This is a genomic window from Pseudomonas muyukensis (assembly GCF_019139535.1).
Lineage (GTDB): Bacteria > Pseudomonadota > Gammaproteobacteria > Pseudomonadales > Pseudomonadaceae > Aquipseudomonas > Aquipseudomonas muyukensis.
The window spans coordinates 4,834,897-4,857,382 of record NZ_CP077073.1 but is presented as its reverse complement, the minus strand read 5'-3'; the positions used below and the strand labels follow the sequence as shown (position 1 = coordinate 4,857,382).

The window sequence follows — 22,486 nt, the reverse complement described above, 5'->3', positions numbered from 1 at the left end:
CAAGCATGACCTATCTGGAGCAGCTGCAAGCCACGCTGCACGCCCTGGTCAAGGCGGGCGAGGCAGGGCGTCGGCGTGCCGACGCCATGCTCGAGCCGATGAACGAGGCGATCGGCCACGTGCAGGGCGCGGTGGCCGAGCTGGAGGGCCTGCCTGTGGTCGGCCCGCTCATCGGTGCCAAACTGCAGCGCACCATGCGGGCGATTGCCTCGGCCCAGGCGCGGGTTACCAAGGTGCTCGCCAAGTACGACCAGGCGCTTGGCGTGGTGCGCCAGGTGCGTGAGCGCATCGACGCCTTTGCCGGGCACGTGGCCAAGGCCGGCGCGGCGATCCGCCGTGTAGCGGGGGAGGTGCGCTCGGCCGTCAATGGCGTGCTGTCGACCCTGGGCTTTGCGCCCGAGGCGACCCCCGCACCCGAAGCGGTCAAGCCGTTTCCCCACCTGCTGGTGCTGCAGCCGCTCAAGGCCGGCAGCGCGCCGTACTACTTCAACCTCGACACCGCCGCTTTCGACCAGCTGCGCCGGCAGACGCGTTTTCGCTGGGCCGGGCAGGAGCGCCTGAGCCGTGACAACGCTCAACAGGCGGTCAGCCTGGGCGAGGAGAGCATCACCTTGCGTGGTGCGATCTTCCCCGGTTTCAAGGGCGGAATCGGTCAGTTGCAGAGCCTGCGCAGCATTGGCCGGCAGTTGCTGCCGTTGTCCTTGACCACCGGTTACGGCGAGGTGCTCGGCACTTGGTGCCTGACCAGCATCGAGGAAGAGCAAAGCATGCTGCTGGCCGGCGGCATCCCTCGCAAACAAGGTTTCTCACTGGAGTTCGTCAGCTATGGCCAGGATTTGCACAACGTCTGAGGGCGATCTGCTCGACACCCTCTGCCAGCACTACTACGGGCATCTGGGCGGCACGCTCGAAGCGCTGCTGGCTGCCAACCAGGGCCTGGCGGACGAGGCCCAGCCGTTTCGCGCCGGGGTGAAAATCCTGCTGCCGGAGCTGTCCGTGGCGGCGAGCAGCAGCCTGCAGCTGTGGGATTGATGACGCCCCTTCACATCCACACCCTGAGGCACTGACCATGCAGCCCCAATTTCGCATCACCGCGGACGGCCACGACATCACCACGTTGATCAACGATCGTCTGTTGCTGCTGCGTACCACCGATAAACCCGGCCTGGAGTCGGACGAATTCGAACTACGCCTCGATGCCCGCGACGGTGCCTTGGCGCTGCCGGCGCGCGGTGCAGCGCTCGAGGTGCACCTGGGATACGCCGGTCAACCCTTGAGCCGCCTGGGCCGCTATACCGTCGACGAGGTGGAGCTGTCCGGCCCGCCCGACACCCTGGTGATTCGCGGCAAGGCCAGCGACCTGCGCGGCAGTGGCAAGAGCATCCGCAGCGGTAGCTGGGAGCAGGTGACGCTGCAACGCATCGTCGCCGAGATCGCCGCCCGCAACGGCTGGCAGGCGGTGTGCCCGGTGACCGCGCAGATCCTGCGGGTCGACCAGTACAGCGAGTCGGACTTCAACTTCGTCACCCGCCTGGCGCGCCTGCACGATTGCACCGCCAAGCTGGCCAACGGCCAACTGCTGGTGCTGCCGCGCCAGGGCGGGCAGAGCGCCAGTGGCAAGCCCCTGGGCGTGGTGAGCATCGCCCGCAGCGATGTCAGCCAGTGGCAGTTCCGCCTGGCCGACAAGAGCACCCACAAGGCGGTCAGGGCTCGCCACCAGGACAGCGCCAGTGGGCGCCTGCAAACGGTGGAGCTGGAAAACGGCGACGCTCCGAACGGCCTGCAGCCGGTGTACACCGACCGCCACCTGTACCCCAATCGCGCTGCCGCCGAACAGGCCGCCAAAGCGCGCCTGGCCAGTTTCAACCGCGATACCGCCAGCGTGCGCCTGGACCTGCCCGGGCGTACCGACCTGTTCGCCGAGCGCAGCATCGAGGCCAGTGGCTTTCTCCCAGGGCTCGATGGCACCTACCTGGTCGAGTCGGTGGAGCAGGTGTTCACCAGCAGTGGCTGGCGCACCACCTTGCAATGCAACGGCGGCCGCCAGGGCAAGGCCAGCGCCAAGGGTAGCGCTGTGCGCCGCACGGGGTTGTGCAAGGCCTGAGACGGTCCGGGAGAGCGTTTCCCGGTGCCTGTCGATGAATGCCATTTCTATAGTCGTCGCTCAATCGACGCGCCTGACTATGGAGGGCAGCAAGGATGTTTGCAGTACTCGCTTACCGTGATATTTGCCTGATCGGCAATGCGGCCCAGGGCACACGGATTTCATGGTCGGGTTCGGCGTATTTCTTGGCCTGCTGGGCGCGTGCCTGATGCTGTGGTCCGCCTGGAGCGATCGTCATGTGCAGTTGCTGCGCTGAATCGCGTTCATTTATCCGCATGCCGGGAGTTCCTGGCCGCTCTATTACCAGGACAGACCTGTATGTTCATCGACTTACGCTGCGGCCAGTGCCACAAGCTACTGGCCCGTATCACCCCGGTTTCCGAGCTCCAGATCAAGTGCGGCCGTTGCCGTACCTTGAACCATGTGAAAGCCACGCGCTTCGAGCCATCGCCTGTGAGCGAACCTCCGGCGGCCTGCGCCGCCCTTCGATCAGACAGCCATGGAGAATGTATCGATGCCGCTCACTGAACAGCAACTTCGCCAGATCTACCCACTCGCCGGCCAGCGCGCCGCGACTTTTCTGCCAGCCCTCAACACGGCAATGGCCAACTGGGAAATCGACCATCCCAAGCGCATCGCCGCCTTCCTCGCCCAGGTTGGCCATGAGTCCGGGCAACTGCGCTACGTCAAGGAACTGGGCAGCGACCAGTACCTGGCCCGCTACGACACCGGCAGCCTGGCCCTGCGCCTGGGCAACACGCCGCAGGCCGACGGCGATGGCCAGCTGTATTGCGGCCGTGGCCTGATCCAGGTGACCGGGCGCAACAACTACCAGGCGTGCAGCCGCGCGCTGTTCGGTGACGAGCGCCTGCTGGCGCAGCCGCAGATGCTTGAACAGCCGCGCTGGGCCTGCGAATCGGCGGCCTGGTTCTGGCACTCGCGCGGGCTCAATGCCTTGGCCGACCAGGGGGAGTTCAACCGCATCACCCGCCATATCAACGGCGGCCTCAATGGCCTGAGCGAACGCACGGCGCTGTGGACTCGGGCCCGCGAGGTGCTGTGTTGAGCCGCTGGCAGGCGGCGCTGTGCTTGCTGCTGATGGCAATGAGCGCCGCCGCGGCCTGGCAGGCCCAGGGCTGGCGCCATGGGCGCCAGCTGGCGGTGCAGGAGCAGGCGCTGGTGCAGCAGCGCCTGGACCAGGCCAAGGCCTTGTACGCGCTGCTGCTGGCCGAACGCGAGCAACGCCAGGGCCTCGAACAACGCCTGCGCGACAGTGAATCGAAACATTACCAGGAACTCACCGATGCCCAACACGCTCAAGCACGCCTGCGTGATCGCCTTGCTACTGCCGATCTGCGCCTGTCGGTCCTGGTCGAACGCGACGCCAGTGGCGCCGCAGTGCCTGCCGCCGCCGGCACCGGCGGCGTGGATCATGGCGCCGTACGCGCCCGACTTGACCCGGCGCATGCTCGACGAATTATCAGCATCACCGACGACGGCGACCGCGGACTGATCGCGTTGCGGGCCTGCCAGGAGTACGTGCGTGGCCTGGCCCATTGAGCACTTGCCAGCCCACTGGGGAGTGGTAGGGTAGGGCGCTGTCTTGCCAGGAGCTCGCCATGGACCCGATCACCGTACTTTCCACGCGCCTGGGCGAACACCTGCGGCGCTTCAACGCCCAGGTGAGCACCGCCGAATCCTGCACCGGCGGCGGCATCGCCGAGGCTATCACTCGCATTCCCGGCAGCTCGGCCTGGTTCGAGGCCGGCTATGTCACCTATTCCAATGCCCAGAAGACCCGCCAGCTTGGCGTCCCTGAGCCCTTGTTCGCCCAGGTTGGCGCGGTCAGCCAGGAGGTGGTCGAGGCCATGGTCCGTGGCGCCCAGGCTGCCAGCGGGGCGCGTTTTGCCGTGGCGGTGAGCGGCGTGGCCGGGCCGGATGGCGGCTCGCCGGCCAAACCGGTGGGCACGGTGTGGCTGGCCTGGGCCGACGGCAAGCACGTGAGCAGCGAGCGGCGCCACTTCGACGGCGACCGCGAGGCGGTGCGCCGACAGACGGTGATCGCCGCGCTAGACGGCTTGTTACAGCTTGGCGCGGAGTAATTCACTCGACGGGGGTTTGCGGAAACGAATCCCTGTGGAATAATACTGGCTACTTATACAGTTGTTCCGGCCCCAGGGCCAAGTCGATCACGTGAGGATTTCAATGGACGACAACAAGAAGCGCGCCTTGGCTGCGGCCCTGGGTCAAATCGAACGCCAATTCGGCAAGGGCGCGGTCATGCGCATGGGCGACCACGAGCGCCAGGCCATTCCTGCCATCTCCACCGGTTCCCTGGGCCTGGACATCGCCCTGGGCATTGGCGGCCTGCCGAAGGGCCGTATCGTCGAGATCTATGGCCCGGAATCCTCGGGCAAGACCACGCTGACCCTCTCGGTCATCGCCGAAGCCCAGAAGAACGGCGCCACCTGTGCCTTCGTCGACGCCGAACACGCCCTCGACCCCGAGTACGCCGGCAAGCTGGGCGTCAATGTCGACGACCTGCTGGTCTCGCAGCCGGACACCGGCGAACAGGCCCTGGAAATCACCGACATGCTGGTGCGTTCCAACGCGGTCGACGTGATCATCGTCGACTCCGTGGCAGCCCTGGTACCCAAGGCCGAGATCGAAGGCGAGATGGGCGACATGCACGTCGGCCTGCAGGCCCGCCTGATGTCCCAGGCACTGCGCAAGATCACCGGTAACATCAAGAACGCCAACTGCCTGGTCATCTTCATCAACCAGATCCGTATGAAGATCGGCGTGATGTTCGGCAGCCCGGAAACCACCACCGGTGGTAACGCCCTGAAGTTCTACGCCTCGGTGCGCCTGGACATCCGCCGTACCGGCGCGGTCAAGGAAGGCGACGAGGTGGTCGGCAGCGAAACCCGCGTCAAGATCGTCAAGAACAAGGTCTCGCCGCCGTTCCGTCAGGCTGAGTTCCAGATCCTGTACGGCAAGGGTATCTACCGCAACGGCGAAATCATCGACCTGGGCGTTTCCCAGGGCCTGGTGGAAAAATCCGGTGCCTGGTACAGCTACCAGGGCAACAAGATCGGCCAGGGCAAGGCCAACGCTGCCAAGTACCTGCAAGAGAACCCGGCCATCGGCACCGAGATCGAGAAGCAGATCCGCGAGAAGCTGCTGACCTCGGGTGCCGTGGCTGCTGCTGCCAAGGCTGCTGCTGCCGAGGCCGATGCCGACGACCTGGCCGACGCCGACGCCGGTTACTGATTGACCCCATGTCCGTCGTACTCGACACCCCCGTCGCCGTTCGGCGGACAGCCATGGACCTGCTCGCGCGCCGCGAGCATGGTCGCGTCGAGCTGACACGCAAGCTGCGTCAGCGTGGCGCACCGGATGAGCTGATCGAGCCCGCGCTCGATCGGCTTGCCGAAGAAGGGCTGCTCAGTGAGGCCCGTTATCTCGAAAGCTTCATCCGCTACCGCTCCAACGCCGGTTACGGCCCCGCGCGTATTCGCGAGGAGCTTGGCCAGCGTGGCTTGAACCGTGGCGATATCGACCAGGCCCTGCGCGACAGCGAGGTGGACTGGGCGGTGCAGCTACGGGATGTCTGGCAACGCAAGTTTGCCGGGCAGCGGCCTCAAGACCCGCGTAGCCGGGCACAGCAAACGCGATTTCTCGCCTACCGTGGGTTTGCCATGGACATGATCGGCCGGCTGCTCAGCGGGCGCGATCTCGACGATTACTGAAGGCCTGTGGGCTGGCTCGAGCACGAGCCAGCCCACAGGCCTTTTTGCGTTCAGCTTACGCGCAAGGCATCCCGGGCGCGTTGGGTGGTACGCATGGGCTGGGGCTTGGCCCAGTTTTCCGACAGGTTGATGAAGTCCACCAGTTCTCGCAGGCGCCCTTGGTCGCGGCCATTGAAGGCGAACGTCAGGCGTGTCAGGTGGCTGAAGTCGCCTTGCTCGTGCTCGGCGCCGCTGTCGGGCTGCTGGTGGTACCTGCCGCTCAGGCGCAGGTCGGCAAAACCTTCCTCCACGTCATGCAAGGCGGCTTCACTGAGTGGGTGATGCATGCGGATCACGAACTGGTTCTTCAGCCAGCGGCTGGAGTGGTAGTTGCTGTAGAACTGGTTGATTTCCTCCACCGCCTCGTCGGCACTGTGCACCAGGCGCACCAGCTTCAGGTCACTGGGCAGGATGTAGCGGTTTTCCTCAAGCTGGCGGCTGATGAAGTCCAGCGCGTCGCGCCAGAAGCTGCCGCCAGGCGAGTCGAGCAGCACCACTGGCACCAGCGGGCTCTTGCCGGTCTGGATCAGGGTCAGCACCTCCAGGGCCTCGTCGAGGGTGCCGAAACCACCCGGGCACAGCACCAGCGCGTCGGCCTCCTTGACGAAAAACAGCTTGCGAATAAAGAAGAAATGAAACGGCAGCAGCTTGTCGGTGCCATCCACCGTGGCGTTGGCGTGTTGCTCGAAGGGCAGGGTGATGTTGAAGCCCAGGCTATGGTCGCTGCCCGCGCCCTCATGGGCAGCGGCCATGATGCCGCCGCCGGCGCCGGTGATGACCATCAGCTCGGAGCGGGCCAGGGTAGCCCCCAGCTCCCGGGCCAGGGCATACATCGGGTGTTCCAGCGGGGTGCGCGCCGAGCCGAACACGGTGACCTTGCGTCGCCCCTTGTAGCGCTCCAGGATGCGGAACGCATGGTCCAGTTCACGCAGTGCCTGCAAGGTGATCTTGGCGTTCCAGCGGTTTCGGTCGTCGTGCGCCATGCGCAGGATGGTCAGCATCATGTCGCGGTACAAAGGCAAGTTGGGGCTGTTCGGTGCGACCAGTTGCAGTTGCTGGTCGATATGCGCCAGGTCGATGCCATGATCACGGAAGTGGTTGAACAACAGCTCGTTCGGTTGGTAAGGCATTCAACGTCTCCTTCTGCAGCAAAACCTCTGACCGGGTCGATGGCAGGTCCCGGCCGCGACACTGCGTGTGTCGCTGGCTGCTGTGGCTCGAGTGTGCGCCCCGAGCGTTGCAGTAGGCCTTCAAGGCCATGTTGCAGTGGCAGTTCCATCGCGTTGTCGTTGTTATGGACACTCGTTATCAATCTAGACGCTGGTGCGGCTTCGTGCCGCCTGTCAGATCGGATCCAGCCTTTGCGCGGCTTTGGTTTACTGGAGGCGACCAGGCGCGCGGTGCAGGGAGGTGGCGGTATGCATCGATTGGTGCTGGAGGTGGACGGGCAGCTGTTGCAACTGCTCGAACGAGAGGCGCAGGCCCATTGCCTGAGCCTGGAGGATGAATGCCTGCGCCGCCTGCAAGGCCACGAGCGGCATTCGCGTTACTTGCAGGCCTTGCTGGCCGAGCTACGCGCCGAAGATGAGCAACGGCGCGCCAGTGACAGCGACCAGGTGGCCTGAAATCACTTCTTCTTGTTGCCGGCCGTGCAGCTGGCGGCGTCGAAGGCCTGGTCCATGACCGGTTGGTTGGTCTTGTAGACGCTGAAGCGGTAGACCATCACGGCGCCCTTGGACATCAGCTGGCGATAACCGTTGTTGCGGCACACGCTGTCGCCCAGCTGGCTGCGCACCTGCGCGGGGTTGGCCTGCATGCGCGCGGCATGCTCCTGGCGCACGCTCAGGTGGTTGACCAGTGCCTTGCCTTCGACGGTATAACCCTGGTCAAGGATGTCTTCGTTGATGGCCCGTGGGGTGCCGACGCTGCTTTGCTTGGCGACCTTCTGCAGCATCTGGGTCAGCTCGTATTCCTGCTTGGACGCGGCCTGGGCCGCCAGGGGCAGGGCGAGCAGCAGGCTCAGGGTCGGGGCGATAAAACGCAGCATGAATCTCTCCTGGTTCGATGACTGGCGCTTTGACCGGCGCCGGCGGGCGGCGTTCCATGAAACCGCAGGGTTTCCAGGCCGCCAGGGCCTGGGATTATAAAGGAGCCATTGGCCAGGCTGCACGGCAAATGACGCACGCTCTGGTAGACTGCGCCTTTGTTTTCACCGAGTTATCGCCGTGCCCCGCCCATTCCCCCTGCAAGGCCTGCTGCCATGAGCCACGCGGTCGCGCGCTTGCGCGCCGAGCGCCTGGCCCGCAGCAACAAGCCGTTCATTGCCCGTGGCTCGCGCGCCGAGCGTTGCCCGGATTGCCGAGTGATCGCCAGCCATTGCCTGTGCGCCTGGAAACCCAAGGTCCAGGCCGAGGCCGGCGTGTGCCTGTTGATGCATGACACCGAGCCGTTGAAACCGACGAACACCGGCTGGCTGATTGCCGACCTGATCGAGGATACCTCGGCCTTCGGCTGGCTGCGCACCGCGGTGGACGAGCGTCTGCTGGCGCTGCTCGACGACCCGCAGTGGCAACCCTTCATCGTTTTCCCCGGCGAGTTCGTCGCCCAGGAGCGGGTGGTCAGCGAGGTGCTGCGCGAGCCGGGCAAGCGCCCGCTGTTCATCCTGCTCGACGCCACCTGGACCGAGGCGCGCAAGATGTTCCGCAAGAGCCCGTACCTGGACCGTTTCCCGGTGCTGAGCCTGCAGGCCGAGCAGATGTCGCGCTATCGCCTGCGCCGCTCCAAGCGCGATGACCACTTCTGCACCGCCGAGGTGGCCGCCATGTGCCTGGACCTGGCCGGCGACAGCCAGGCCTCCCAGGCCCTGGACGCCTACCTGGATGTGTTCAGCCTGCACTACCTCAGCGGCAAGCGTCGCCTGGCCCTGGATGCGCAGGATGAAGTGCATCAGCGTTTGCATACCTTCCTATAGTCCAAGGGGCAGGCCCGGCGGTTTGGTTCATACTGTCGGGGCTGGCAGCCAGGGTGGGCGGAGTCGACCGGCTTGACCACCCGGTTCGTGCTCGGCATCCTTGGCCCCGCTTCAGGCACGACGAAGCTGCTGTTACCCCGGACTTCGCCGTGCCATCCCGGCCGGCGGCCCTGCCGTTCGCGCCATGAGTTGCCTGCCAGGCGCGCCCGTACCCCAAGCGCCCGGCACAGAACAGGATCCATAGATCGATGGCCACATACGAAATCCTGATTGCCGATGACCACCCGCTGTTTCGCAGCGCCCTGCGCCAGGCCGTTACCCTCGGCCTGGGCCCGGACGTGCGCCTGGTGGAAGTGGCGAGCATCGCCGAACTGGAAGCCAGTCTCGCTGAAAAGGCCGACTGGGACCTGGTCCTGCTGGACCTGAACATGCCAGGTGCCTACGGCTTCTCCGGCCTGGTCCTGTTGCGCGGCCAGTATCCGCAGATCCCGGTGGTGATGGTGTCGGCGCAGGAGGAAGCGTCGGTGGTGGTGAAGTCCCGCGAATTCGGCGCCAGCGGTTTCATTCCCAAGTCCAGCGAGCTGAGCAAGATTCAGGAAGCGGTGCGCAACGTGCTCGACGGCGACGTCTGGTGGCCGCCCCAGGCGTTCGAGAAAGTCGACGTGTCGGCCGAGGCCAAGGCCGCCAGCGAAGGGCTGGCCAGCCTGACCCCGCAACAGTTCCGGGTGCTGACCATGGTCTGCGAAGGCTTGTTGAACAAGCAGATCGCCTACGAGCTGAGCGTCTCGGAAGCGACCATCAAGGCCCATGTGACGGCGATCTTCCGCAAGCTGGGTGTGCGCACCCGCACCCAGGCGGCGCTGCTGTTGCAACAACTCGAATCGGTTTCGGCCTCCTGAGGGGCCGCAGCTTCACGCTTTTTTGACCCCGACTGGTCTAGTCTGCTGGCCTTTTTCTCGGTGAAGTGACACACACGCATGTCGCCATTCAAAGGCCAGACCGGCCTCAAACGTATCGTCAATGCCGCGGGCTACTCGTTCGACGGCCTGCGCACCGCCTTCAAGGGCGAGGCGGCTTTCCGCCAGTTGGTGCTGCTCAATGTGCTGCTGATCCCGATCGCCTTCTGGTTGCCGGTCAGTCGCGGCGAGCGGGCTATCCTGATCGCCGTGTGCCTGCTGGGGCTGATCGTCGAACTGCTCAACTCGGCAGTGGAGGCGGCCATCGACCGTATCTCCCTGGACCGCCACCCGCTGTCGAAGAACGCCAAGGACATGGGCAGCGCCGCGCAGTTGGTGGCAATGACCATGGTCGCGCTGGTCTGGGGCGTGATCCTGCTCGGCTGAGCTTCAGGCAATCGGCGGCAGGACGATTTCGTCGCTGCGGCGCACGCCGGCGGTGAAGCTGCGGCACAGCTCGAGAAACTCGCGCATGGCCGAGGTCTGGTACTTCTGTTTGTGCCAGATGAAGTAGAACTGCCGCGACAGGTCCAGCGCCGGGGTTTCCACCGGCACCAGGCTGCCGCGACGAAATGCGTCGCGCAGTGCCAGGCGCGAGATGCAGCCGATGCCCAGGCCTGATTCCACGGCGCGCTTGATCGCCTCGGTGTGCTCCAGTTCCAGGCGGATGTTCAAGTTGGCGCGGTGATGACGCATGGCCTGGTCGAAGGTCAGGCGCGTGCCCGAACCTTGTTCGCGCAGGATCCACGCCTCATGGGCCAATTGCTCGATACCGGCATGGCCAACCTTGGCCAGCGGATGTTGTGGCGCGCAGAACACCACCAGTTCGTCCTCCACCCAGGGCTGCACTTCCAGGTCGGGGTGGTTGCAGTCGCCCTCGATTAGACCCAGGTCAATTTCGTAGTGGGCGACTTGTTGCACGATATGCGCGGTATTTTGTACGTGCAGTTTCACCTGGCTCTCCGGGTGCACCTGCATGAAGCTGCCGATCAGCAGGGTGGCCAGGTAGTTGCCGATGGTGAGGGTGGCGCCGACGGCCAGCGAGCCGAAACCGGACTTGCCGTTGAGCAGATCCTCGATTTCCTTGGCCTGGTCGAGCAGGGCGACGGCTTGCGGCAGTAGCTGATGCCCCAGGGCGTTGAGGCTCAAGCGCTTGCCGGCACGGTCGAACAGCTGGCAGCTGGACTGGCGCTCCAGTTCGGTGATCGAGGTGCTGGCGGCCGATTGCGACAAGGCCAGCACGCCAGCGGCCCGCGACACACTCTGGTGCTGGGCGACAGCGACGAAGACCTGGAGCTGACGAAGTGTAAATCGCATATCTATATAACCGATAACACATATCTTGATAATTCAGTTAACAGATATTGTCGCTGCCCCTAAACTATCGCGCAACTGCGCGTCTTGCGCGCGCCGCGTTTTCCTTCAGGAGCCCCATCGATGAGCAACATGAACCACGAACGTGTCCTCAGTGTGCACCACTGGAACGACACCCTGTTCAGCTTCAAGTGCACCCGTGACCCGGGCCTGCGCTTCGAGAACGGTCAGTTCGTGATGATCGGCCTGCAGCAGGATAGCGGCCGCCCGCTCATGCGCGCCTACTCCATCGCCTCGCCAAACTGGGAAGAGCACCTGGAGTTCTTCAGCATCAAGGTGCCGGACGGCCCGCTGACCTCGCAGCTGCAGCACCTGAAGGAAGGCGATGAGATCATCATCAGCAAGAAGCCTACCGGCACCCTGGTACTCGACGACCTCAACCCAGGCAAGCACCTCTACCTGCTGAGCACCGGCACCGGCCTGGCGCCGTTCATGAGCGTGATCCAGGACCCGGAAACCTACGAGCGTTTCGAGAAGGTGATCCTGGTCCACGGCGTGCGCTACGTCAACGAAGTGGCCTACCGCGAGTTCATCACCGAGCACCTGCCGCAGAACGAGTTCTTCGGCGAGTCCGTGCGTGACAAGCTGATCTACTACCCCACCGTGACCCGCGAGCCGTTCGAGAACCAGGGCCGGCTGACCGACCTGATGCGCAGCGGCAAGCTGTTCAGCGACATCGGCCTGCCACCGATCAACCCGCAGGACGACCGCGCGATGATCTGCGGCAGCCCGAGCATGCTCGACGAGACCAGCGAAGTGCTGGACAGCTTCGGCCTGAAGATTTCCCCGCGCATGCGCGAGCCGGGTGACTACCTGATCGAGCGTGCGTTCGTCGAGAAGTAAGGCGAGCGGCAGAAATGAAAAACGCAGGCCTGGCCTGCGTTTTTTTATGCCCGCGCAACAGCTTCGCCGCGAGAGCGCCCGTATCGACACCGGGTCACTCCGGTGTCACCTCCAGCACGCGGATCACATCCGGCTGCGGATAATGCCAGCGCACCTGCACATCCCAGAACCTCACCCCATACACCCGCTCGGGCGGTGGTACCTGGTAGGCCGGGCGGGGATCCTGGGCCAGGCACTGCTCGATCAGCTCGACCAGCGGCTCGCCCAGGCGCAGCGCATGTTCGCGTGCCTGGGGCAGGGCGCTGTCGCTCCAGTCGACGGCAATCGCCGCAGGTGCGTCACTGGCCATCCGGTTGACTGCCCCGCTGACGCTATCGGCATAGGGCACATAGGGCTTGATATCCAGCACCGGCGTACCATCGAGCAGATCGATACCCGACAGCAGCAGGCGCCCAGGCTCCACGCCTTCGAGGCGCACCACCGACTGGCCGATGCCATTGGGGCGGTGGGTCGCGCGGGTGGCGAACACCCCCATGCTCTTGTTGCCACCCAGGCGCGGCGGGCGCACCTTGAGCCGTGGCTTGTCTTCCAGCGCTTGGTGGAACAGGAACACCAGCCAGACGTGGCTGACCTGTTCCAGCCCTTCGACGGCATCGCCCTGGTCGAAGGGCGGCAGCAGTTCCAGCACGCCCCGGGCGGCGGGCGCCAGCTGCGGTTGGCGCGGAATGGCGAACTTCTCCTTGAAGCAGGAGCGCAGGATGCCGACTGGCGAGACCGTGTGTTGCATCACAGGCTCAGCCGCGCACGCGCAGGGTGAGGCCCTTGAGGAAGTTGCGCAGCAACTGGTCGCCGCACGGGCGGTAGTTGTCGTGGCCGACCTTGCGGAACAGCGCGCTGAGCTCTGGCTTGGAAACCGGGAAGTTGACGGCCTTGAGCACTGCGTGCAGGTCGTCTTCCTTGAGCTCGAAGGCCACCCGCAGCTTCTTGAGGATGGTGTTGTTGGTCACCGGTAGCTCGATCGGTTGCGCTGGGCGGCTGTCGTCGCGGCCACGGCGGTGGATCACCAGGCCGTCGAGGAAGTGTGCCATGACCTTGTCCGGGCATTGCACGAAACCGGGTTCCTCTTCTTTCTTCACGTAGCCGGCGATGGCCTCGGCGCTGACTTGCAGGCCGCTGAGGCCGGTGATCTCGGCCATTTTCTGGTCGTTGGCCTTGAGCATGTAGCGCAGGCTGCGCAGTACATCGTTGTGGTTCATTGCAGCGAATCCTGTTCAGGTGCCATGGCAGTCATTGCCTGGCGGTAGTGCTGGGTGACGGACCTCAGAAACGTTCGGTGGCGGCCAGGTAGCGCCATTGGCCCAATGGCAGCTTGCCCATCGACACCCCGCCCAGGCGGATGCGGCGCATGCCCAGGACCTTGAGGCCGGCGGTCTCGCACAGTTGCTCGATAACCCCTGGCTGCGGGTTTTTCAGGACCATGCGCAGGTGTTGTTCGTTCTGCCAGCTGGCCTTGGCCTTGGGCAACTCGACGCCCTTGCGCTCGACGCCACGGGCCAGCCGCTCAAGGGCGCCTGGCTTGGCTTCGCCGCCGACCTGGACGATGTATTCCTGTTCCATACGGCGCAGGTCGGCGTCGAGCTTGCGGGTTACCCGCCAGTCCTGGGTGAACAGCTGCAGGCCGCTGGCGCCGGGGAGCAGCGGGGCGACGCAGGCCTGCCGGGCAAAGTGCCCGTGCAAGGCGCGCACGCCTTCGCGGTGGGCTTCGCTGAGGCTGGCCAGGGTCATGCCGGCCTGGGCGCTGTCGAGTGCCTGGCCGGCCTGCTGGTTGAGCAGCAGGGTGACCGGCTCGAGGCTCTCGGCACGGGCGCCGGGCAGCAGCTCGACGCGCTGCTGGGCAACCTTGAACTGCGGCTGTTCGACCACCACGCCATCGACGGTGACCCAGCCACCCTCGATATACAGTTCGGCCTCTCGGCGGGAGCAGCCAAGCTGTTCGATGAGGCGTTTGGACAGGCGAATGGGGTCGGACATGGACAATGGTTTCACGAGGCAGGGAAAGGCTCCATTGTACCTTCACCGACGGGGTCGCGGCTGCAAATCGATGTCATTTCCGCCGTTTCGGATCGGGGAGCTGGCATCTTCGGCTCTGGCATCAGGCTCCTGTACGAATCAGCCTCATGTGCAGTAGGGGGTATGGCTGCCCCAGGCCGTCCGTTTCCGAGCGCCCGTACACTTCGAAGCCTTGGTGCAGGTAGAACCCCAGGGCTTGCGGGTTCTGTTCGTTGACATCCAGCCGCGCGGCGTTGAGCTCGGCCACCGCATGGCGCAGCAGGCGCTTGCCGAGCCCCTGGCCACGGGCTTGCGGGGCGATGAAGAGCAGGTCGAGCCGGCCGTTGGCGACTCCGGCGAAACCGAGGATGCGTCCTTTGTGGTCCTTGCAGCAGACCAGCATCACCGCGTCCAGATAACGCGCCAGCACATGGTCGCGCAGCAACAGGATATAGGCGTCGGGGAGGAAGTCGTGGGTGGCGCGCACCGAGGCTTCCCAGACCCGAACCAGCTCGGGGTAGTCGCTCAGGCGCGGCGTTTGCAGTGTGACAGTGGCTGGCATCCATGGGTCCTCAAGGCCAATGAGGAAAACATAGATGCAAAAAAATACCCCGCCAGTGGGCGGGGTATCTTCAGGCGAGTATCGCTTAGATGGGCTCGGCCCACATATCGTATTCGTCGGCATCGACCACCCGGCAGCGCACCTTGTCGCCCGGCTTGAAGCCATGGTTGCCGTCGATGAACACGCTGCCGTCGATCTCCGGTGCGTCGAAGAAGCTGCGGCCGACCGAACCTTGCTCCTCGACCTCGTCGATCAGCACCTCGATCTCCTTGCCGATGCGCAGTTGCAGGCGCGCGGTGCTGATCGCCTGCTGGTGGGCCATGAAGCGGTCCCAGCGGTCCTGCTTGATGTCGTCCGGGACTTCGTCCAGGCCCAGGTCGTTGGCCGGGGCGCCTTCGACCGGCGAGTACTGGAAGCAGCCGACGCGGTCGAGCTGGGCTTCGGTCAGCCAGTCGAGCAGGTACTGGAAGTCTTCCTCGGTCTCGCCGGGGAAGCCGACGATGAAGGTCGAGCGGATCACCAGCTCTGGGCACTGCTCGCGCCAGTGCTTGATGCGCGCCAAGGTGCGGTCCTCGAAGGCCGGGCGCTTCATCGACTTGAGCACCTTGGGGCTGGCGTGCTGGAACGGGATGTCCAGGTACGGCAGGATCTTGCCGGCGGCCATCAGCGGAATCACGTCGTCGACGTTCGGGTACGGGTACACATAGTGCAGGCGCACCCAGGCGCCCAGGCTGCTCAGGGCCTCGCACAGCTCGAGCATGCGGGTCTTGACCGGGCGGCCGTTCCAGAAGTCGGTCTTGTACTTGACGTCGACGCCGTAGGCGCTGGTGTCCTGGGAGATCACCAGGATCTCCTCGACGCCGGCCTTGACCAGGCGCTCGGCCTCGCTCAGCACCTCGCCGACCGGGCGGCTGACCAGCTTGCCGCGCATCGACGGGATGATGCAGAAGCTGCAGCTGTGGTTGCAGCCTTCGGAAATCTTCAGGTAGGCGTAGTGGCGCGGGGTCAGCTTGACGCCCTGGGGCGGTACCAGGTCGATCAGCGGGTTGTGGTCCTGGCGCGGCGGCACCACTTCGTGCACGGCGTTGACCACCTGCTCGTACTGCTGCGGGCCGCTGACCGACAGCACGCTGGGGTGCACGTCGCGGATATTGCCTTCCTCGACACCCATGCAGCCGGTGACGATGACCTTGCCGTTTTCCTTGATCGCCTCGCCGATCACTTCCAGCGACTCGGCCTTGGCGCTGTCGATGAAGCCGCAGGTGTTGACCACCACCACGTCGGCGTCCTCGTAGGTGGGCACGACTTCATAGCCTTCCATGCGCAGCTGGGTGAGGATGCGCTCGGAATCGACCAGGGCCTTGGGACAACCCAGGGAAACGAAGCCGACCTTCGGAGTGGCGGGAGTGGTGGACATGACTAACCTCGGTATTGAATACAGGTCGCCCGGCCGCTGACGGGGGCGCTCCTGGTGGGCGCTTTTCGCGCCTCTGATCAAAAAGTGCGCAATTCTAGCGAGCGCAAGGTCGCTTTACCAGCAGAAATACGACGAACGCTGCGCTATGCTTCGCGCCGTTGCGCGGGGGCATCCGGGATGCCCTGGCGCGGGTGGCAATTCAACCGGTCTAGAAGGCCTTCTGCGGGAGTGGTCGATGGTTCAGGCAAGCAGTCACGCCGAAGGCGGGCAGGGCGCAACGCGGTCGTTGAGCCTGTTGGTGGCAGCTGTCGGGGTGGTCTATGGCGATATCGGCACCAGCCCGTTGTATACCCTCAAGGAAGTCTTCACCGGCGGTTACGGGGTGCCGGTCAACCACGATGGCGTGCTGGGCATCCTGTCGCTGATCCTCTGGTCGCTGTTGTGGGTGGTGTCGTTCAAGTACGTGATGTTCATCCTGCGCGCCGACAACCAGGGTGAAGGCGGCACCATGGCGCTGACCGCGCTGGCGCGGCGGGCCACGGCCAGTCATCCGAAGCTGCGTGCGTTGATGGTCGGCTGCGGCCTGGTCGGGGCCTCGTTGTTCTATGGCGACAGCATGATCACCCCGGCGGTGTCGGTGCTGTCGGCAGTGGAGGGCATGGGCCTGGCGTTCGACGGCATCGATCACTGGGTGGTGCCGATCTCGCTGGTGGTGCTGGTGGCGCTGTTCCTGGTGCAAAAGCACGGCACCGAGAAGATCGGCAAGCTGTTCGGCCCGATCATGGTCACCTGGTTCGTGGTGCTGGGGGCGCTGGGCGTGCATGGCATCGCCCAGAGCCCCGAGGTGCTCAAGGCCTTCAACCCGGGCTGGGCGCTGAATTTCTTCATCGTGCACCCGGGCATGGGCGTGGCGATCCTTGGCGCGGTGGTGCTGGCGCTGACCGGCGCCGAGGCGCTGTACGCCGACATGGGCCACTTCGGCCGCAAGCCGATCGCCCGCGCCTGGTTCGCCCTGGTGCTGCCGGCGCTGGTGCTCAACTACTTTGGCCAGGGCGCGATGCTGCTGCAGAACCCGGAGGCCGCGCGCAACCCGTTCTACCTGCTGGCGCCGGGCTGGGCACTGCTGCCGCTGGTGGGGCTGGCGACCATGGCCACGGTGATCGCTTCCCAGGCGGTGATCTCGGGGGCCTTCTCCCTGACCCGCCAGGCCATCCAGCTGGGCTACATCCCACGCATGCAGATCCAGCACACCTCCAGCGACGAGCAGGGGCAGATCTACATCGGCGCGGTGAACTGGACGCTGATGGTCGGCGTGGTGCTGCTGGTGATCGGGTTCGAGTCGTCCGGGGCACTGGCGGCGGCCTACGGCGTGGCGGTGACCGGCACCATGCTGATGACCACTATCCTGGTGGCGTCGGTGATGCTGCTGTTGTGGAAATGGCCGCCGTTGCTGGCGGTGCCGATCCTGGTGGGTTTCCTGCTGGTGGATGGATTGTTCTTCGCCGCCAACGTGCCGAAGATCGTCCAGGGCGGCGCGTTCCCGGTACTGGCGGGCGGGGTGCTGTTCCTGCTGATGAGCACCTGGAAGCGTGGCAAGCAGATCCTCGTCGAGCGCATCGACGAAGGCGCGCTGCCGCTGCCGGTGTTCATCGGCAGCATTCGCGTGCAGCCGCCGCACCGGGTCGAGGGCACTGCGGTGTTCCTCACCGCGCGGGCCGACGCGGTACCCCATGCGCTGTTGCACAACATGTTGCACAACCAGGTGTTGCACAACCAGGTGGTGCTGCTGACGGTGGTCAGCGAGGACCGGCCGCGGGTGCCGGAGCATGAGCGCTTCGAGGTGGAGGCCTATGGCGATGGGTTCTTCCGGGTGTTGCTGCACTTTGGCTTCATGGACGAGCCGGACGTGCCGGCGGCGTTGAAGCTGTGCCACCTGGACGAGCTGGATTTCAGCCCGATGCGCACCACCTATTTCCTCAGTCGGGAGACGGTGATCGCCTCGCGCCTGGAGGGGATGTCGCGCTGGCGCGGCAACCTGTTCGCGTTCCTGCTGAAGAACGCCAACGGCAACCTGCGCTTCTTCAACCTGCCGCTGAACCGGGTGATCGAGCTGGGGACCCAGGTCGAGATCTGACCCTGCGCCTGCAGGGCGGCCCACCTCGGGCCCGTAGCCAGCTTGCTGGCGAACCAGGCCCCGCGGAGGCTGGCACCGGCGATGCCGGTGTTCGCCGGCAAGCCGGCTCCTACGGGGTTGCCGGTCGTCTCGGGCCCGTAGGCGCCAGCCTTGCTGGCGATGGACCGCGCAGCGGCCCGCTTTCACATCATTTTTCGGCGACGCTGGACTTGCCCTGGCGCGTCTCGATCTCGTCGATCAGGCGCTTGGCCAGCGCTGGGTAGTTCTCGTCGAAGTGGTGGCCACCGGGCAGCTTCATGCGCTCGCCCACCGCCGTCTTGTCGGTGCAGCCGCTTTCGTCGGTCTCTTCCACGCCATAGATGCACACCACCTTGGCCGCTGGCAACTTGGCCATTTCCGGCCCGGTCGGGGCCTCCTGGCCTTCCTTGCCCAGCCAGCCTTCCACCTCGATCTCGAAGCTGCCGCTGCGGGCGAAGGCCAGCAGGATCACCGCGTCGATACGCTTCTGGTCCTCGGCGGGCAGGCGGTTGTAGATGGCCGGCAGTACATCGGCGCCGAACGAATAACCGGTCAGCACGAACCGCTTGGTGCCCCATTTCTGCCGGTAGTGCTGCATCAGTTCGGACAGATCGGCGGCGCTCTGCTCCGGGGTCTTGTGCTGCCAGTAGTAACGCAGGGTGTCGATACCCACCACCGGGAAGCCGAGCTTGGCCATTTCACCGGCCACGTCGCGGTCCAGGTCGCGCCAGCCACCGTCGCCGGACAGGAACAGGGTGACGGTGTCGGTGGTCTGCCCGGCGGGCACCTCTACTACCGGGATGGCCAGGGCATTGCCGTCGTGGCCGACCAAGGCCTGGGTCAGCTGGGCCTTGAGCACCTGCGGCAGGTGGATGTCGTAGTCGGCGATGCTGGTCTCGGCGTTGGCCTGGTCGCGCACGAAGGCGGCGCTGGCGTCGTCGGGGTTGTCGTTCCAGGCCACGTTCCAGTGGCCATGGGGCGCGGCCTTGGGCAGCGTGGCCTGGCAACCGGGTTGCTCGAGGGTGAAGTCCACCGAGATGGCCCGCGCCTTGTCGTCGTTTTGGGTAGCCAGCCAGCGCCAGGCCTGGGCCGCGCCTGGGCCGATACCGGCGACCAGGGTCGGCTTGTTGGCCAGTTGGGTCAGGGCCTGGTCCATTGCGACCTGCTGCTTGGCGCAGTCGGCAGGCGGCAGGATCACCTGCACCAGCTGGGCTTCGCCGGCCTGGCTGAGGTCGAGCAGTTGTTTATCGCTCAGGGCCTGCTCCTGAGGCACGCCGATGGCCACCCGGGCCTTGGCGTGCACGCCAGGGGTGGCGCGGGTCAGCTGGCTGCCATCGGCCAGCGTCAGGTGGTCCAGGCGCGCCTCGGGGGCCGGCCGGGTCCACAGCCAGAAGGCCGTGGCCCCGGCCAGGACGGCCAGCAGCAGGGGAATCAGTACATACAGCCAATAGCGTCGGATCATCAACGTTTCACCAATCCAGTCAGGCCGCCAGCGATCAGGGCGGCGGTATCGGCCAGTGCCACCAGCGGGTCGAGCCCGGCCGGCACGGCCATGTAGCGAGGTTCCCAGTCCGGCTGGAACTTGTCCTTGAAGCGCCGCAGGCCCTGGAAGTTGTAGAGCTGCTCGCCGCGCTGGAACACCATTGAGCCCAGGCGCTGGGTCAAGGGTGCGCCACGGCGCGGCTGCAAGCCGGAAAGGGGCACCATGCCCAGGCTGAAGCGGCCATAGTCGTGGCGCTTGTAGTGCAGGATCAGGCCGACCATCATGAATTCCATGGTCAGCTTCGGTGCCTCGGGGTGGGCGCGCATCAGGTCGAGGCTGGCCAGTTCGTTGCTGTGGGTTTCCAGCAGGTTGGCGAAGGCCACCGGGCGGCCCTGGAAGCGAATCAGCGCAATGCGAAAGTGCTGCAGGTACTCGGGGCTGAAGCGGCCCAGGGAGAAGCCTTTCTCGCGGACGTTCTTGCCGCTGAGCCAGGCGTCGGAAATTTCCTTGAGCTCGGCCAGCGGCGCATGACCGGGCTCGTGGATCTCCAGGGCCAGGCCGTCGCGGCCACCACGGTTCCAGGTGTAGCGCAGGTCTTTCATCTCCTTGCCCTTGGCGTCGATGTCGAAGCGGCGCAGGTCGACCCGCGCTTCCTCGCCGAGCTTGATCGCGGTCAGGCCGATGTCCATGTAGAACGGCAGGTTCTCGGCGCGCACCTGGTAGAACACCGGGCGGGCATGGTGCAGGTCGCACAGGTCGCGGAACTGCCAGATCATCTCGGCGCGCTCCTGGGCCGGGCCAATCGGGTCGTACAGCGCCACCAGGCTGCGGCCACGGCGGGCGTACATGAGGAAGGCGTTGTCGCGGGGGTGGAACAGCAGGGCCTTGTCGCCGGTCAGGGCCAGGCCGCCGTCAGGCTGGTCGGAGGCCAGCAGGATGCGGTTGGCCCGCTGCAGTTCCTCGTCACTTGGCAGCTGGATCACCGGGCGCGCGGTGCGCAGCAGCCAGGTCAGGGCGACGACCACCAGCAGCACCGCGCTGCCAAGCGCTGCGCGCAAGGCCCGTGGCGCATCGGCATCGAGGGTGAACTGCCACCACAGCTTGTGGGTGTAGGGTATGTCCTGGTAAGCGAACAGCAACAGCCACACCGAGGCGCCAACCACGCAGGCACTGGCCACCAGGTACACCGGCGAGAACGGCAGTTCCAGCAGGCGGCTGGGGCGATAGAACGAGCGGCGGAACAGGGCCAGCAGGGCGGCGGTGAAACACAGCAGGCTGGCCTCTTCCCAGTCGAAGCCCTTGAGCAGCGACAGCAGCGCGCCGACCAGCAACAGCACGGTGGTCAGCAGCCAGGCGGCCGACAGGCGCCGGCGCAAGCCTTGGGCCAGCAGCAGGCAGAGCACGCCGATCAGGCTGGCGCCGAAGTGCGAGGCATCGATCAACCGGTGCGGAATCAGGAAGCCCATGTGCTCCAGACGGCTGTCGATCTCAGGGGTGGCCCCGGAGAACAGCAGCACCACGCCAGAGAGGAACACGAGGATCGCCAGTACCGGCGCGGCCAGCCCCGAGGCCGCACGGATCGCCTGCTGGGTGACCATCAAGCGACGGGCTTCGTTGGCCAGCAGCAGCACACAAGCCACCAACAGCGGCAGGACCACGTAGATCAGCCGGTACAGCAGCAGCGCCGCCGCCAATGGTGCGGCGCCCAGCTGGTTGGCGAAGGCCGCCAGCAGGACCGCCTCGAATACGCCGACGCCGCCGGGCACGTGGCTGAGCACTCCGGCGGCCAGGGCCAGCAGGTACACCAGCACGAACGCGCCGAACGGCGGCGCCTGCGGCAGCAGCAGGTAGAGCACGGTGGCGGCGACGGCGACATCCAGCGCGGTAATCAGCAATTGCAGGGCGCTCAGGCGGGCGCCTGGCAAGCGCAGGGTGCGGCGGCCGAACTGCACCAGCAGGCTGTCGGCCAGTGGCTGCTCGGGCAGGCGGCGGCGATACAGGCCAATCACCAGCGCCACGGTCGCCAGTAGCACGGCGGCGGCGATGCCGCCGAGCAGCGGGGCGGGCAGGCGCAATGCGCTGGCGGCGCCCGGCAGGTCGCTGAGGGTGGCCAGCGCCGCCAGTGGTGGCAGCGCGCAGCCCAGCGACAAGCTGGCGAACACCGTCATGCGCGCTACTTCCGCGGCGCCCAGGCCCTGGCGGGCATACAGGCGATAGCGCACCGAGCCGCCAGAGAGCATCGACAGGCCGATCGCATTGCCGATGGCGAACGCGCTGAACCCGCCGAGCACCAGGGTGCGCGGCGGCAACCGCACCGCGGCGTAGCGGCTGGCCGACCACTCATAGCCGAGCAGGATCACGAAGCCGAGCACCGTGGCGAGCAAAGCGCCCAGCAGCGACTGGCTCGGCACGCTGAGCATGGCATCGTGCAGGGCATAGATGTCCAGCTCGCTCAGCAGGTGGCGGCAGGCGACCAGGCCCAGGGCGAACAGCAGCAGGGTCAGGGCCAGCCCCAGCGGTTGACGGTACTTGCTCAGGCGTTCCAGCCAGGGCAGGCGTTGCGCCGCCGCAGGCAAGGCCGCGGTCAGCGGTGCCTGGGTGTCGGGTGTGGGGGCGGTCATGAAATGCCTCGAGCGGTGGGCGCGAGGCGCGGGCGAGGTACGGCCAAGTGAAAGTCCCTTTGGAAAAACGTATCCGAATATTACTCCGGGCCGGCGGCTTAAGCTGTTTCAGGATAGTTAAAGATAGTTCATTCAGCCGCGCGGGCAGGGCGCGGCAGTCAAG

Annotated in this window: 25 protein-coding genes; 15 read left to right on the top strand and 10 right to left on the bottom strand. The window is 65.7% G+C overall.

All coding sequences use genetic code 11. From position 1 onward, the window contains the following. The first annotated feature begins 5 nt into the window (after positions 1 to 5). The 9 genes from KSS95_RS21490 (at position 6) to recX (ending at position 5,856) form a co-directional block, all read left to right on the top strand. Positions 6 to 851 carry a phage tail protein gene (locus KSS95_RS21490; RefSeq protein WP_217849442.1) on the top strand — a complete coding sequence of 282 codons (846 nt, stop codon included), beginning with the start codon at positions 6 to 8 and terminating at the stop codon, positions 849 to 851. Beyond that, positions 826 to 1,032: a tail protein X gene (locus tag KSS95_RS21485; RefSeq protein WP_217849441.1), complete on the top strand. Its 207-nt coding sequence runs from the start codon at positions 826 to 828 to the stop codon at positions 1,030 to 1,032. The genes KSS95_RS21490 and KSS95_RS21485 overlap by 26 nt, the downstream gene beginning before the upstream one ends. 37 nt (positions 1,033 to 1,069) lie before the next feature. After that, complete coding sequence (locus tag KSS95_RS21480) at positions 1,070 to 2,104, top strand: phage late control D family protein (RefSeq protein ID WP_217849439.1); 1,035 nt, start codon at positions 1,070 to 1,072, stop codon at positions 2,102 to 2,104. 318 nt (positions 2,105 to 2,422) lie between these two features. Beyond that, the gene (locus KSS95_RS21475; protein ID WP_217849437.1) at positions 2,423 to 2,632 is read left to right on the top strand and encodes a Com family DNA-binding transcriptional regulator; all 210 of its coding nucleotides are present in this window, start codon (positions 2,423 to 2,425) and stop codon (positions 2,630 to 2,632) included. After that, complete coding sequence (locus KSS95_RS21470; RefSeq protein WP_217849435.1) at positions 2,619 to 3,170, top strand: glycoside hydrolase family 19 protein; 552 nt, start codon at positions 2,619 to 2,621, stop codon at positions 3,168 to 3,170. The genes KSS95_RS21475 and KSS95_RS21470 overlap by 14 nt, the downstream gene beginning before the upstream one ends. Then, positions 3,167 to 3,664, top strand: a complete 498-nt coding sequence (locus KSS95_RS21465) for a lysis system spanin subunit (RefSeq protein WP_437179563.1) — start codon at positions 3,167 to 3,169, stop codon at positions 3,662 to 3,664. The genes KSS95_RS21470 and KSS95_RS21465 overlap by 4 nt, the downstream gene beginning before the upstream one ends. Positions 3,665 to 3,723: 59 nt before the next feature. Further along, positions 3,724 to 4,206: a CinA family protein gene (locus KSS95_RS21460; protein WP_217849433.1), complete on the top strand. Its 483-nt coding sequence runs from the start codon at positions 3,724 to 3,726 to the stop codon at positions 4,204 to 4,206. Positions 4,207 to 4,309: 103 nt separating this feature from the next. After that, positions 4,310 to 5,377, top strand: coding sequence for a recombinase RecA (gene recA / locus KSS95_RS21455; RefSeq protein WP_217849431.1), 1,068 nt, complete (start codon positions 4,310 to 4,312; stop codon positions 5,375 to 5,377). An 8-nt stretch (positions 5,378 to 5,385) separates the two neighbouring features. Further along, positions 5,386 to 5,856: a recombination regulator RecX gene (gene recX / locus KSS95_RS21450; RefSeq protein ID WP_217849430.1), complete on the top strand. Its 471-nt coding sequence runs from the start codon at positions 5,386 to 5,388 to the stop codon at positions 5,854 to 5,856. Between the two features lie 50 nt (positions 5,857 to 5,906). Here the strand turns inward: recX and KSS95_RS21445 are convergent, their stop codons facing one another. Continuing rightward, positions 5,907 to 7,025 carry an LOG family protein gene (locus tag KSS95_RS21445; RefSeq protein WP_217849428.1) on the bottom strand — a complete coding sequence of 373 codons (1,119 nt, stop codon included), beginning with the start codon at positions 7,023 to 7,025 and terminating at the stop codon, positions 5,907 to 5,909. Positions 7,026 to 7,313: 288 nt separating this feature from the next. Here KSS95_RS21445 and KSS95_RS21440 point away from each other — a divergent pair, with 288 nt between their 5' ends. Next, a complete protein-coding gene (locus KSS95_RS21440) occupies positions 7,314 to 7,520 on the top strand; it encodes a hypothetical protein (RefSeq protein WP_217849426.1) in 207 nt (68 codons plus the stop codon). A gap of 2 nt (positions 7,521 to 7,522) precedes the next feature. Here KSS95_RS21440 and KSS95_RS21435 read toward each other — a convergent pair whose 3' ends face one another. After that, positions 7,523 to 7,942 carry a quorum-sensing-regulated virulence factor family protein gene (locus KSS95_RS21435; protein WP_217849424.1) on the bottom strand — a complete coding sequence of 140 codons (420 nt, stop codon included), beginning with the start codon at positions 7,940 to 7,942 and terminating at the stop codon, positions 7,523 to 7,525. Positions 7,943 to 8,155: 213 nt separating this feature from the next. Here KSS95_RS21435 and KSS95_RS21430 point away from each other — a divergent pair, with 213 nt between their 5' ends. The 3 genes from KSS95_RS21430 to KSS95_RS21420 all read left to right on the top strand — a co-directional run bounded on the left by KSS95_RS21430 (position 8,156) and on the right by KSS95_RS21420 (position 10,209). Next, entirely contained in the window at positions 8,156 to 8,866 is a 711-nt protein-coding gene (locus tag KSS95_RS21430; RefSeq protein ID WP_217849422.1) for a tRNA-uridine aminocarboxypropyltransferase, read from the top strand. Positions 8,867 to 9,114: 248 nt separating this feature from the next. After that, positions 9,115 to 9,765 (top strand): response regulator transcription factor ErdR, encoded by a 651-nt coding sequence (erdR, locus tag KSS95_RS21425; protein ID WP_217849421.1) that lies wholly within the window; start codon positions 9,115 to 9,117, stop codon positions 9,763 to 9,765. Between the two features lie 78 nt (positions 9,766 to 9,843). Beyond that, on the top strand, positions 9,844 to 10,209 hold the full coding sequence (locus tag KSS95_RS21420; RefSeq protein ID WP_134689470.1) for a diacylglycerol kinase: 366 nt from the start codon (positions 9,844 to 9,846) through the stop codon (positions 10,207 to 10,209). Positions 10,210 to 10,212: 3 nt separating this feature from the next. Here KSS95_RS21420 and finR read toward each other — a convergent pair whose 3' ends face one another. Further along, positions 10,213 to 11,139, bottom strand: a complete 927-nt coding sequence (gene finR / locus KSS95_RS21415) for a LysR family transcriptional regulator FinR (protein ID WP_217849419.1) — start codon at positions 11,137 to 11,139, stop codon at positions 10,213 to 10,215. A gap of 120 nt (positions 11,140 to 11,259) precedes the next feature. Between finR and fpr the strand changes: the two genes are divergently transcribed. After that, on the top strand, positions 11,260 to 12,039 hold the full coding sequence (fpr, locus tag KSS95_RS21410; protein ID WP_011535180.1) for a ferredoxin-NADP reductase: 780 nt from the start codon (positions 11,260 to 11,262) through the stop codon (positions 12,037 to 12,039). 94 nt (positions 12,040 to 12,133) lie between these two features. Here fpr and tsaA read toward each other — a convergent pair whose 3' ends face one another. The 5 genes from tsaA to rimO all read right to left on the bottom strand — a co-directional run bounded on the left by tsaA (position 12,134) and on the right by rimO (position 16,067). After that, positions 12,134 to 12,826, bottom strand: a complete 693-nt coding sequence (tsaA, locus tag KSS95_RS21405) for a tRNA (N6-threonylcarbamoyladenosine(37)-N6)-methyltransferase TrmO (RefSeq protein ID WP_217849417.1) — start codon at positions 12,824 to 12,826, stop codon at positions 12,134 to 12,136. A 7-nt stretch (positions 12,827 to 12,833) separates the two neighbouring features. Continuing rightward, on the bottom strand, positions 12,834 to 13,295 hold the full coding sequence (locus KSS95_RS21400; RefSeq protein ID WP_217849415.1) for a YehS family protein: 462 nt from the start codon (positions 13,293 to 13,295) through the stop codon (positions 12,834 to 12,836). Between the two features lie 64 nt (positions 13,296 to 13,359). Beyond that, on the bottom strand, positions 13,360 to 14,070 hold the full coding sequence (locus KSS95_RS21395) for an rRNA pseudouridine synthase (RefSeq protein ID WP_217849413.1): 711 nt from the start codon (positions 14,068 to 14,070) through the stop codon (positions 13,360 to 13,362). Positions 14,071 to 14,191: 121 nt separating this feature from the next. Next, complete coding sequence (locus KSS95_RS21390; protein WP_217849411.1) at positions 14,192 to 14,650, bottom strand: GNAT family N-acetyltransferase; 459 nt, start codon at positions 14,648 to 14,650, stop codon at positions 14,192 to 14,194. A gap of 85 nt (positions 14,651 to 14,735) precedes the next feature. Next, positions 14,736 to 16,067, bottom strand: coding sequence for a 30S ribosomal protein S12 methylthiotransferase RimO (gene rimO, locus KSS95_RS21385; protein ID WP_217849409.1), 1,332 nt, complete (start codon positions 16,065 to 16,067; stop codon positions 14,736 to 14,738). A 235-nt stretch (positions 16,068 to 16,302) separates the two neighbouring features. Between rimO and KSS95_RS21380 the strand changes: the two genes are divergently transcribed. Beyond that, complete coding sequence (locus tag KSS95_RS21380; protein WP_217849407.1) at positions 16,303 to 18,201, top strand: potassium transporter Kup; 1,899 nt, start codon at positions 16,303 to 16,305, stop codon at positions 18,199 to 18,201. A 187-nt stretch (positions 18,202 to 18,388) separates the two neighbouring features. Here the strand turns inward: KSS95_RS21380 and KSS95_RS21375 are convergent, their stop codons facing one another. Continuing rightward, positions 18,389 to 19,681 (bottom strand): virulence factor family protein, encoded by a 1,293-nt coding sequence (locus KSS95_RS21375; protein ID WP_217849405.1) that lies wholly within the window; start codon positions 19,679 to 19,681, stop codon positions 18,389 to 18,391. After that, a complete protein-coding gene (gene mprF, locus KSS95_RS21370; protein WP_217849403.1) occupies positions 19,681 to 22,323 on the bottom strand; it encodes a bifunctional lysylphosphatidylglycerol flippase/synthetase MprF in 2,643 nt (880 codons plus the stop codon). The genes KSS95_RS21375 and mprF overlap by 1 nt, the downstream gene beginning before the upstream one ends. Positions 22,324 to 22,486 lie beyond the last annotated feature (163 nt).

What these genes read in the sequence shown, in the direction of transcription:
- KSS95_RS21490 (WP_217849442.1), top strand. Translation starts at nt 6, where the DNA reads ATGACCTATCTGGAGCAGCTGCAAGCCACGCTGCACGCCCTGGTCAAG.
- KSS95_RS21485 (WP_217849441.1), top strand. Translation starts at nt 826, where the DNA reads ATGGCCAGGATTTGCACAACGTCTGAGGGCGATCTGCTCGACACCCTC.
- KSS95_RS21480 (WP_217849439.1), top strand. Translation starts at nt 1,070, where the DNA reads ATGCAGCCCCAATTTCGCATCACCGCGGACGGCCACGACATCACCACG.
- KSS95_RS21475 (WP_217849437.1), top strand. Translation starts at nt 2,423, where the DNA reads ATGTTCATCGACTTACGCTGCGGCCAGTGCCACAAGCTACTGGCCCGT.
- KSS95_RS21470 (WP_217849435.1), top strand. Translation starts at nt 2,619, where the DNA reads ATGCCGCTCACTGAACAGCAACTTCGCCAGATCTACCCACTCGCCGGC.
- KSS95_RS21460 (WP_217849433.1), top strand. Translation starts at nt 3,724, where the DNA reads ATGGACCCGATCACCGTACTTTCCACGCGCCTGGGCGAACACCTGCGG.
- recA (WP_217849431.1), top strand. Translation starts at nt 4,310, where the DNA reads ATGGACGACAACAAGAAGCGCGCCTTGGCTGCGGCCCTGGGTCAAATC.
- recX (WP_217849430.1), top strand. Translation starts at nt 5,386, where the DNA reads ATGTCCGTCGTACTCGACACCCCCGTCGCCGTTCGGCGGACAGCCATG.
- KSS95_RS21445 (WP_217849428.1), bottom strand. Translation starts at nt 7,025, where the DNA reads ATGCCTTACCAACCGAACGAGCTGTTGTTCAACCACTTCCGTGATCAT.
- KSS95_RS21440 (WP_217849426.1), top strand. Translation starts at nt 7,314, where the DNA reads ATGCATCGATTGGTGCTGGAGGTGGACGGGCAGCTGTTGCAACTGCTC.
- KSS95_RS21435 (WP_217849424.1), bottom strand. Translation starts at nt 7,942, where the DNA reads ATGCTGCGTTTTATCGCCCCGACCCTGAGCCTGCTGCTCGCCCTGCCC.
- KSS95_RS21430 (WP_217849422.1), top strand. Translation starts at nt 8,156, where the DNA reads ATGAGCCACGCGGTCGCGCGCTTGCGCGCCGAGCGCCTGGCCCGCAGC.
- erdR (WP_217849421.1), top strand. Translation starts at nt 9,115, where the DNA reads ATGGCCACATACGAAATCCTGATTGCCGATGACCACCCGCTGTTTCGC.
- KSS95_RS21420 (WP_134689470.1), top strand. Translation starts at nt 9,844, where the DNA reads ATGTCGCCATTCAAAGGCCAGACCGGCCTCAAACGTATCGTCAATGCC.
- finR (WP_217849419.1), bottom strand. Translation starts at nt 11,139, where the DNA reads ATGCGATTTACACTTCGTCAGCTCCAGGTCTTCGTCGCTGTCGCCCAG.
- fpr (WP_011535180.1), top strand. Translation starts at nt 11,260, where the DNA reads ATGAGCAACATGAACCACGAACGTGTCCTCAGTGTGCACCACTGGAAC.
- tsaA (WP_217849417.1), bottom strand. Translation starts at nt 12,826, where the DNA reads ATGCAACACACGGTCTCGCCAGTCGGCATCCTGCGCTCCTGCTTCAAG.
- KSS95_RS21400 (WP_217849415.1), bottom strand. Translation starts at nt 13,295, where the DNA reads ATGAACCACAACGATGTACTGCGCAGCCTGCGCTACATGCTCAAGGCC.
- KSS95_RS21395 (WP_217849413.1), bottom strand. Translation starts at nt 14,070, where the DNA reads ATGTCCGACCCCATTCGCCTGTCCAAACGCCTCATCGAACAGCTTGGC.
- KSS95_RS21390 (WP_217849411.1), bottom strand. Translation starts at nt 14,650, where the DNA reads ATGCCAGCCACTGTCACACTGCAAACGCCGCGCCTGAGCGACTACCCC.
- rimO (WP_217849409.1), bottom strand. Translation starts at nt 16,067, where the DNA reads ATGTCCACCACTCCCGCCACTCCGAAGGTCGGCTTCGTTTCCCTGGGT.
- KSS95_RS21380 (WP_217849407.1), top strand. Translation starts at nt 16,303, where the DNA reads ATGGTTCAGGCAAGCAGTCACGCCGAAGGCGGGCAGGGCGCAACGCGG.
- KSS95_RS21375 (WP_217849405.1), bottom strand. Translation starts at nt 19,681, where the DNA reads ATGATCCGACGCTATTGGCTGTATGTACTGATTCCCCTGCTGCTGGCC.
- mprF (WP_217849403.1), bottom strand. Translation starts at nt 22,323, where the DNA reads ATGACCGCCCCCACACCCGACACCCAGGCACCGCTGACCGCGGCCTTG.